Annotated in this window: 8 protein-coding genes and 1 pseudogene; 4 read left to right on the top strand and 5 right to left on the bottom strand. The window is 64.5% G+C overall.

Annotated features, from left to right (window positions below):
• Positions 1-227 precede the first annotated feature (227 nt).
• The 4 genes from JCM12178_RS15740 to JCM12178_RS15725 are packed head-to-tail and all read left to right on the top strand — an operon-like array spanning position 228 to position 3,744.
• Complete coding sequence (locus tag JCM12178_RS15740) at positions 228-509, top strand: glycosyltransferase family protein (RefSeq protein ID WP_054652775.1); 282 nt, start codon at positions 228-230, stop codon at positions 507-509.
• Positions 502-1,290, top strand: coding sequence for an SDR family oxidoreductase (locus JCM12178_RS15735; protein ID WP_054652773.1), 789 nt, complete (start codon positions 502-504; stop codon positions 1,288-1,290). The genes JCM12178_RS15740 and JCM12178_RS15735 overlap by 8 nt, the downstream gene beginning before the upstream one ends.
• 12 nt (positions 1,291-1,302) lie before the next feature.
• Positions 1,303-1,983, top strand: coding sequence for a TylF/MycF/NovP-related O-methyltransferase (locus JCM12178_RS15730; RefSeq protein WP_054652771.1), 681 nt, complete (start codon positions 1,303-1,305; stop codon positions 1,981-1,983).
• Positions 1,984-1,992: 9 nt separating this feature from the next.
• Positions 1,993-3,744, top strand: coding sequence for a hypothetical protein (locus JCM12178_RS15725; RefSeq protein ID WP_054652769.1), 1,752 nt, complete (start codon positions 1,993-1,995; stop codon positions 3,742-3,744).
• Here the strand turns inward: JCM12178_RS15725 and JCM12178_RS15720 are convergent.
• From JCM12178_RS15720 to JCM12178_RS15695, 5 genes and pseudogenes are all read right to left on the bottom strand, one after another.
• Positions 3,741-4,868 (bottom strand): DegT/DnrJ/EryC1/StrS family aminotransferase, encoded by a 1,128-nt coding sequence (locus JCM12178_RS15720; RefSeq protein WP_054652767.1) that lies wholly within the window; start codon positions 4,866-4,868, stop codon positions 3,741-3,743. The two genes, JCM12178_RS15725 and JCM12178_RS15720, sit on opposite strands and share 4 nt — an antisense overlap.
• 18 nt (positions 4,869-4,886) lie before the next feature.
• Positions 4,887-5,948, bottom strand: a complete 1,062-nt coding sequence (locus JCM12178_RS15715; RefSeq protein WP_054652765.1) for an NAD-dependent epimerase/dehydratase family protein — start codon at positions 5,946-5,948, stop codon at positions 4,887-4,889.
• Positions 5,949-6,022: 74 nt separating this feature from the next.
• The gene (locus tag JCM12178_RS15710; protein WP_054652763.1) at positions 6,023-6,958 is read right to left on the bottom strand and encodes a methionyl-tRNA formyltransferase; all 936 of its coding nucleotides are present in this window, start codon (positions 6,956-6,958) and stop codon (positions 6,023-6,025) included.
• The gene (locus tag JCM12178_RS15705; RefSeq protein WP_054652762.1) at positions 6,955-8,244 is read right to left on the bottom strand and encodes a glycosyltransferase; all 1,290 of its coding nucleotides are present in this window, start codon (positions 8,242-8,244) and stop codon (positions 6,955-6,957) included. Before JCM12178_RS15705 ends, JCM12178_RS15710 begins: the two co-directional genes overlap by 4 nt.
• A gap of 12 nt (positions 8,245-8,256) precedes the next feature.
• Positions 8,257-9,079: pseudogene (locus JCM12178_RS15695) on the bottom strand (glycosyltransferase family 4 protein).
• Positions 9,080-9,128 lie beyond the last annotated feature (49 nt).

Below are 9,128 nucleotides of genomic sequence, written 5' to 3'. Positions count from 1 at the left end.
GCCCGAGGAGCTGGCCCGGGACGCCTCACCCGAGTGGGAGGCATGGCGGCACGCCATTCTGGAGATGAAACGTCAGGGAGCCCCTCTGGACCTGTTCATCTCCCTGCCCGCAACCTCGCCGCTGCGTATAGCGGACGACGTGGACCGCTGCATCGAGCTTTTCCTTGAAGGCGGCTGCGACATGGTGGTCACGGCCACCGAAAACTTCGCGGCACCCTTCGTTCAACATGGTCACGACATGCGAAGACGGCCTCTCGCGGCTGGTCTGCCCGCCCGAAAACACCATCTGCAGACGACAGGACACGCCGCCGGTGTTCGACATGACCACCGTGGCCTATGTTGCCGACCCGGATTTCATCCTGAAACGCAACGCCATCTTTGAGGGCCGGGTCAAGTCCGTGCTCGTCCCGCCCAAGCGGGCCATGGACATCGACACCCCTCTTGACCTCAAGGTGGCCGAATTGTTGCTCAGCGAACGCACTACCGACATGGGAGACACCAATGACTGACACCCCGTTCGCCCTTACCGGAAAAACCGCCGTTGTCACCGGCGGCTGCGGCCTGCTCGGCACGGCCATGTGCCGCGCCTTTGCCGCGTCCGGGGCCCATGTGATCATCACAGACGTGGATCGTGACAAGGCCGAGGCGCTGGCCCGGGAAATCACTTCCAGCGGCCACCACGCCGAGGCAGCCGTGCTGGATATCACCGATGACGAAAGCATCATCTCCTTCGTGCGCGAAACCGCCGAAGCAAACGAGGGCATCGACATCTGGGTCAATAACGCCTACCCGAGAACCAGCGATTGGGGCACCAAGTTCGAGGACATCCCCCCGGCTTCACTCAGAAAGAACGTTGACATGCAGATGAACGGCTACGCCCTGTGCTGCCAGAGCGTGCTGGAAGACATGAAGGAACGCGGCCTCAAGGGGTCGCTGGTGAACATCTGCTCCCACTATGCCCTCGTTGCCCCGACCTTTTCGGTCTACGACGGCACCGAGATGACCATGCCCGCAGCATACTCGCTCATCAAGGGCGGGCTGCTGAACTTCTCGCGCTATCTGGCGGCCTACTACGCACAATGCGGCATCCGAGTGAACTCGGTCTGCCCGGGCGGCGTCTTCGACGGCCAGCCCCCTTCCTTTGTGGAGCGGTACAACGACCTGACCATGCTCGGCCGCATGGCCGCGCCGGAAGACATCGCCTGGCCCGTTGTCTTTCTCTGCTCGGACGCGGCCGGATACGTCACTGGACACTCGCTGGTCGTGGACGGCGGCCTGACCGCCATGTAGCCGGAGGAAACCATGAGCACCGATCTGGAACGCATCGCACCCGAAGAGCATTTCTTCTACGAAAACGCCTATTTCCTTACCGCACCAGCCCAGCGCATGGGCAAGCTCCTCGCGCACTACGAGCTGTTTCGCCGCACCGTGGACGTGGACGGCGACGTAGTGGAGGCGGGCGTGTTCAAGGGCGCGTCCCTGTCGCGCTTCGCCAAGTTCCGCACACTCCTGTGCCCAGAGAAGCGGGTACTCGGGTTCGACATCTTCGGCCGCTTCCCGAGACCGGACGAAGAGGCCGTGCACGGTGACCTCGACGCGCTGGATACCTTTGTGGACTCGGCCGGGGAGTACAGCATCTCCCGCGACAAGCTGCAGCGATTCCTGAAGGCGGCCGGATGCGGGGACAACGTGGAGCTGATCAAGGGCGACGTCATCGAAACCCTGCCGCGCTTTGCAAAGGACAACCCCGGCTGGCGCATCAGCATCGCCAACATCGACGTGGATCTCTACCAGCCCACAATGACGGCGCTGCACGTCTTCTATGACCACCTTACGCTCGGCGGCATCCTGCTCCTCGACGATTACAACGGCTTCCCCGGCGCCACCTCGGCCATCGACGAATTCATCGCCGAACGCGGCATTGCCGGGCAACTGCACCGCACCGAAAGCAGCCCGGCGCTCCACTACATCATGAAGGCCTGATCACCGCCCATGCACACGACCCTCGACCTCGCCGCCAACTATCAGGTTCTGGAACGCCTGCGCAGCAGCCACCCCGGCATGACGCTCTGGGAAGACCTACTGCCGTGGCCGGAGCTCATGCGCCTGCACGACGACTTCAAGCGCTTCAGCGTGGAATGGTTCATGGACGAAGGGCGGGACCTAAGCGAGTACGACGGCATGAGTCTGGCCAGCGCGTTCTGCTTTTTCCTCTACTACGACCTCGAATCATGGGTACGGATGGCCGTGACGCTGGAGCACGCAACAACGTCGGATACGCCCTGCCGCCTGCATCTGCCCAACCACGACTACCTCCCGCCCGAAGCCTATGAGTACCTCTCCATTCTGAAAGAGCGGCACGGCGGCCCCGTGGAGATTGTGGATCACGGCATGACAGACGACGGCGTTGAGTCCACGCTGAAAAGCGTGCTGCACGCCTCCCGGGCATTCAAGCCGCTGGTGCGGCACGAAACCGTTGCGCTGGAACCGCATGAACTGCCGAACACGCCTCGGCGTTGCCTGAGCCTCGGCTTCCGCAGCGGCCGGGCGTACATGCGCGCGCTGGCCGAGTCCCCGGAGCTTCGCAAGGACCTGCATCTGGTCTTTGACAACAACCTTTCCATAACCCCGTGGATCGCGCCGCCGTTCACCAAGCCGGAGATCGCGCCCTTTGCCTCCTTCGTGCAGGTGGACCCGCAGGAACTTGAGCGCCTGCGCCCCGAGGCCCGCCGCATGGGAGACACCCTGAAGCAGGCCATGCGCCGCGCCATGGCCGGGGCCGAGTTCCTGCCCGAACCGGCACGCCCGCTGCTATCCGGGGTCTTCGCGGACTACGCGGAAAAGGTCGGCGAAGCGCAGTTTATGCAATACTGCTACCTGCGCGAGGTGGTGGAGCGTTTCGGCATCACCCGCACCCTGAACAACCTGCACGACGACGCCGAAAGCTATTACTGCAAGCACCTGATGGACAAGGCGGGCGGCAAGGCCTTCTTTCAGCCCCACGGCCTTGTTGGCAAGGACGCGGCCACCGCACCAGTACGCAACATGCTTGCACACACCTATTTCTATTACTCGGAAGGGGAGCGCCGCTGCTGGGAAGCCATGAGCACGCAGGATCATGACCTGCGCCCCCTGCGGCACACCGGGCCGCCGGAGCGTCCGTCATCGCCGCCCAAAAACGGCGCGGACGCCCGGGTTCTGGTGCTGGCGGACAACTTCCACTGCCGCCTGATCTCGAAGATCAACTACTATCAGGGACAGAAAACGCTTCTGGACACGCTTGCCAGCCTCGGCTTCCACGACGTGACCGTGCGGCTGCACGGCGCGTTCTTCAACAACTACGGCACGCTCTCGGTTTCCGACGAAGTGCGCAAACGCTACTTCAACGGCTATCCGCTCGACTCCATGTACGGCGAACCGTTTGCCGATGCCGTGGAACGTTTCGATCTGGTCATAGGCCCCATGTCCACCTGCGTATACGAGGCCCTGGGCAAGGGTGTGCCGTTTCTGGCTTTCACGCCGGGATTCCGACCGTCCAAAGAGCTGGACGCGGTGGTCCGCTCCATCTGGATAGATGGGCTGCACCCCGCGCCGTGCGTGGACGCAAAGACGCTCCGCGAGGCGCTTTTGCGCTACCGCATGGACCCCGAAGGCTTCATGACCGAGCACCGCCGCTCCGTGGAACGCATCGGGCTGGCAGATGAGTCGGAAGAATCGCTCTGGCTGGCCGTGGCCGGTCGCTAGCCCGCCTCCTCGAGCGCCGCGCTAAGGCTCTCCACCACATAGTCGACCTTTTCCTCGGAAAGACCGGGGTAGAACGGCAGCGTCACCGTGGAATCCCCGAACCGTTCGGCCTCGGGAAAGTCGCCGGGCCGGAACCCGTACTTCTCGCGATAATAGCGCATCAGGTGCATGGGCCGGTAGTTGACGGCCACGCCGATTTCCCGGTCCTGCAAACCGTGCAGAACGGCATCGCGCCGCGCCGGATCCACCAGTACCGTATAGAGATGCCTTCCGTGAACGCCGTCGAGCACATCCGGCACCCGCACCCCGGATACGTGGGCAAGCCGTGCGTCATACCACCCGGCCACCTGCGAGCGGCGGTTCAGCAGCTCCTGTGCCCGGCGCACCTGCGGCAGAAGCAGCGCGGCCTGAATGTCGGTCATATTGCTCTTGTATCCGAGGAAATCCATGTCATAGTGCTTGTACAGCCCGGTGTAGCGGCTGGAGGCGTCCCTGCTGACCCCGTGCAGCCGGGCCTTGACCAGCCAGTCGGCCAGCCCTGGGTCGTCGCACACAACGGCACCGCCCTCGCCCGAGGTAATGTTCTTGGTGGCATAAAAGCTCAGGCAGGCCGCGCCAAGCTCGCCCACGCCAATGCCGTCCCGCCGGGCCTCGAAAGTATGTGCGGCGTCCTCCACCACCACGAGACCGTGACGCCGGGCAATGTCGCCAATGGCGCGCATGTCGCAAAGCTGGCCGTAGAGATGCACGGGCATGATCGCCTTTGTGCGTGGGGTGATGGCCGCCTCGATGCGCGAGGCGTCGATGTTGCCGGTGCCCGGCTCGACATCCACGAAGACCGGTCGCGCCCCGGCGTGTTCCACGGCGTTGGCCGTGGCCACAAAGGACATGGGCGTGGTCACGACCTCGTCGCCCTCGCCGATGCCGTGATACCGAAGCACCAATTCCAGCGCGTGGGTGCAGGACATGAGTCCCACGGCCCGCTCCCTGCCCATGAACCCGCAGAGTTCACTCTCGAACAACGCGGTGCGCGGTCCGGTGGTCAGGAAGACCCCGGCAAGGGCTTCCTCCAGTTCTTCGCTGCCGGTCTCCTGCAGATTATGTCGGTAGAATTCCACTTTCACGGTCGGTCCTCGGTTTGGCTAGGGGTTGCCGGTGTAGATGTCCATGGCCCAGTCGAAGAAACGCTTCAGGCCGGCGCGAAGGGGCACCTGCGGCTCGTAGCCGAGATGGATCCTCGCCTTGCGGATGTCCGGGCAGCGGCGGGTGGGTTCGCCGCCGGGATAGGAGTCCGGGTACTCGATGAGGTGCGTTTCCATGTCGCGGTCCACCACGGCCTCCACATGCTGGACCAGCTCCAGCATGGAAACCTCGGGCTCGGGATTGCCGATGTTGTAGGTCTCGCCGGGAACGCCGAGGATCATCAGGCGCATGAAGCCGATCATGGCGTCGGTCACGTAGCAGAAGGTCCGGGTCTGGCGGCCGTCACCGTAGACCTTCAGGGGCCTGCCGCCCTTGATGCGGCTGCCGAAATTGGAGAGCACGCGGTAGTCGTTTTCCTTCATGCCCGGGCCATAGACGTTGAAGGGCCTGACGATGTTGGTGCTCAGGCCGTGCATGGCGTGGTAGATGGAGCAGAGGGTCTCGCCCACGCGCTTGCTCTCGTCGTAGCAGGCCCGCGGTCCCTGACAGGAAACCCGGCCCATGTAGCTCTCCTGCGTGGGCACGTGCTGCGGCTCCGGATCGCCGTAGATTTCACTGGAGCTGAAGAACATGAAGCGCGCCCCGTTTTCGCGGGCAATTTCCAGCATGTTCCGGGTGCCGGTGATGCCCACGTCGAGCGTCTTGAGCGGATAGGCCCGGTAGTAGTAGGGGCTGGCGATGCCTGCGGCGTGGACCACGTAGTCGAGCCGCTCGTCCACGGTCAGCGGCTCGATGATGTCGTGCTCCATGAAGCTCACGCCCTCGGTCCCGGCCTGCCCATCATTCTCTGCGGTGGCGGTGATGAGGTTGTCGAGCATGATCAGCTTGCACGGCGTCGCCAGCGCGCTGCGGTTCAGGTGGTCGATCACCAGACTGAAGTACCGGCCGAGAAAACCGCCGCCACCGGAAAACAGGATGGTCCTGCCTTCGAGCTTGTCGCGGATGTCCTCGATGCCCCGGGCGATTTCCTCGATGTCCGACTGCAGATACAGTTGTGCCATTGTTCTTCTCTCTCGTTGCGATTCACCGGCCGCTCCGGGCGTCCCGGCTGCCGACTTCCCCCCGGACGAAGCGCCTAGCACAGCGTCCCGGCAAGGGATGTGAAAATATCTTTCGGCTCCAGAAACGTTTCCGGAGCGCTGACTCTTGCCACAGCCCTGATCCTGACCGCACCTTCCCCGGCCAGCACGAGCACGCAGCCGTCCGGCTCGAAGCCGATCACCCGGCCCGGAACCCGGCCGACGTATTCCGGAACCTCGTCGGCCACCTCGGCCTTCCATATGATGATCCGCTCCCCCTCGTACTCGCAGAACGCGCCGGGATACGGATAGGTCAGCCCGCGCACCAGTCGCACGATCTCGCCAGCACCGCGCGTGAAGTCGAGCCTGCCGTCCTCGGGCGTGCGCTTGCAGGCATAGGTCGCCTGCGTGTGGTCCTGCGGGATGCGGGGACAGGTTCCGGAGAGCATGGCCTTCAGATTGTCCACCACCATCCGGGGATAGAGGTCCGTGAGCCGGGCACCGAGGCTGGCCGCGTTGTCCTCCGGCAGGATGTCCACCCGCCGCTGGTCCACCACGTCCCCGGCGTCCACAACCATGGCGATATGCATGAGGGTCACGCCGGTCTCGGCCTCGCCGTTGATGATGACCCAGTTGGTGGGCGCGAACCCCCGGTATTTCGGCAGCAGCGAGTCGTGCAGCACATAGATGCCGTGCGTCGGCACGCCGAAGCAGGACTCGGGGATGAGGTAGCGCCAGCTCACCACCACCACGGCGTCCGCGTCGATGTCGCGCAGGAACGCCTCGTATCCGGACGGTTTGACCTCGGCCGTGGTGCGGCAGCGGATGCCGCCCTCCCGGCAGATGTCCAGTATCGTCCCGGTCCGGTCGTCGATCTCGTGCGGCTGCTGCTCCAGCACCAGCACTCCCGCCACCGGGGTTCCTGTTTTCAGCACGGCCCGCAGCACGGCCTCGCCGCGCGCGCCGCAAAGCATCAGCCCGATGCCGCTCATGCCCGCACCCTCCTGCGGCCGGAAAGCAACTCCTCAAAAAGGGAAACATAGGCGGCCGCCTGTCTTGCGGGGTCGCAGACCGCAAGCGTCTCCGCAGACGGACAGCCGAAGTCGGCGTCCGGTCCGTAGAGCGCGTACAGGATGCCCCGCGCATAATCGTCCGTATCCTTGAACCGCGCCAGATAGCCCGCCGGATGCAGAGGCGCGAGGTCCGGGGCCACGCCCGTGTCGAACGCCACAACAGGCTTGCCGCACATGAAGGCCTCGTTGATCATCATGGGGCCGATGTCGTCGATGGACGGACAGGTGAACACGTTGGCCGCGTTATAGGCCCGGGCGATGTCCCGGTCGCCGTGCAGCCTGCCCAGATGCTTCCATTGAAGCGGCAGGTGTTCTGCCGAAAACCCGTTCAGCTCGCCGAATGTCAGGAACATCATGTCCCGGGTGTCCCGGCTGGCGCAGGCCTTTTCAAGGGCCTCCAGCAACAGATGTCCGCCTTTGCGGGTATCGTTCAGGTTGAAGCAGCCGAAGACCAGCACACGACTGTCTTCGGGAATCCCCAGTGCCTTTCGGCTCTCGGCCATGTCTGCAGGGCGGTAGTCCGGTCCCACGCTCAAGGGGATGACCTCCACCAGACTCTCGCCAAAAAGCGCGCTCTTGCGGATGAAGTCCCGCGACTGCCGCGTGACCGCGGCAAAGGCGATGTCCGCGCCGCTGTAGGCCGCGGCCTTGCGCTCCCAGTTCAGGGCCGAAAGGTCGCGCCCGCAGCGGTTCTCCAGTTGCGGGCAGTCCCCGCAGCGGTGCATGAACTTCTCGCAGCGGTCATGGAAGTGGCAGCCTCCGGTAACGGGTTCGATGTCCAGAAGCGTCCAGACCACCGGAATACCCAGCTCGTCCTGCACCGCGCGGATCTGCTCCGGCGAGACGGTCTGCTGCACGGAATGCAGGCAGAGCACATCCGCGCCGCGCACCTTGTCGATGAGCAGACGTGTGGGCATGGAACCTTCGCAGTTGTTGAAAAGCGACGTGGGCCGCCAGCGGTGCACGGTTCTCCAGAAACGGTTCTGGGTGTGAAACTTATCGTAATAGGCCAGTGCCGGGAAGCGGCGCTGCATGATGTTCAGGGACCGGGCGCGGCAGATTTCCTCCACCGTGGGATCGTCGCCGAGTCTTTCGTACACCAGCACCCGCGAGTCCACCCCGCTCTCGCACAGGGCGCGATGCAGCCGCTGCATGGCCCGCCCCGCGCCGTCGAGATTGTTATGTGCGATGTGCACCACCTTCATGGCTTCCTCCGGTCAGCCCAGCGACCCGTAGACCGCAAGCGTGTTTTCGGCGCAGGCACGCCATGTGAAGCGTCCGGCATGGACCGGACCCGCCGCTGCCAGCCGCGAATGCAGGGTGTCGGAAAGGGCCAGCGACTCCAGCACCGCGGCCATGTCCTGCGGTTCGGCGGGGTCGAAATACAGGGCCGCGTCGCCCCCCACTTCAGGGAATGCCCCGGCCCGGGCGCAGGCCACCGGGCAACCGTACTGCATGGCTTCCAGCACCGGCATCCCGAACCCCTCCCCGAGCGAGGGAACACAAGGCCCGGGCGTGGACATAGTGCCGGGCAAGCTCGCGGTCTTCACACTGACGATGGATGACGCTGCCGCGCCGCAAACCCGCATCGTCCAGCATGGCCCGCTCCTCGCGGGAAAACGGCCCGCCGCCCACGCAGACAAGATCAAGCTCGTCATTGAGCCGCCGGGACGCTGCCAGCGCGCGTACCAGTGTGGTGAAATTCTTGTAGCCCCCGCGATGTCCCACGAAGAGCAGAAACGGCCTGTCCTGCGGCGGCTCGGGATCGGGTGCGCCGTCATGCAGCGGAGCCACCCCGTGATGCACCACAAAGACCCGTGACGGATCCACCGGGGTTAACTCCAGCAGGTCGTGGCGGGTGGCGGCGGACACGCAGATCACGCAGTCGGCCCATTCCAGCGCGGCCCGCTTGAAGTGCGCGGTGCGGTCATTCGGGTGGCATAGCTGCGGATACTTCTCGTGATTCATGTCGTGCACCGTGACCGCCACGGGCGCGCCGTCCCACGTGGGCGACTCTGCCGTGTAGTAGGTCTCGTGCACAACGTCCGGCCGCAGCTCACCCAGCGCGCTCCGGACCTCGGGCAGGGCC

The sequence above is a fragment of the Salidesulfovibrio brasiliensis JCM 12178 genome, from assembly GCF_001311825.1.
GTDB lineage: Bacteria > Desulfobacterota > Desulfovibrionia > Desulfovibrionales > Desulfovibrionaceae > Pseudodesulfovibrio > Pseudodesulfovibrio brasiliensis.
Note: the sequence above shows the minus strand (reverse complement) of the source record. Positions and strands in the feature narration are given on the sequence as shown.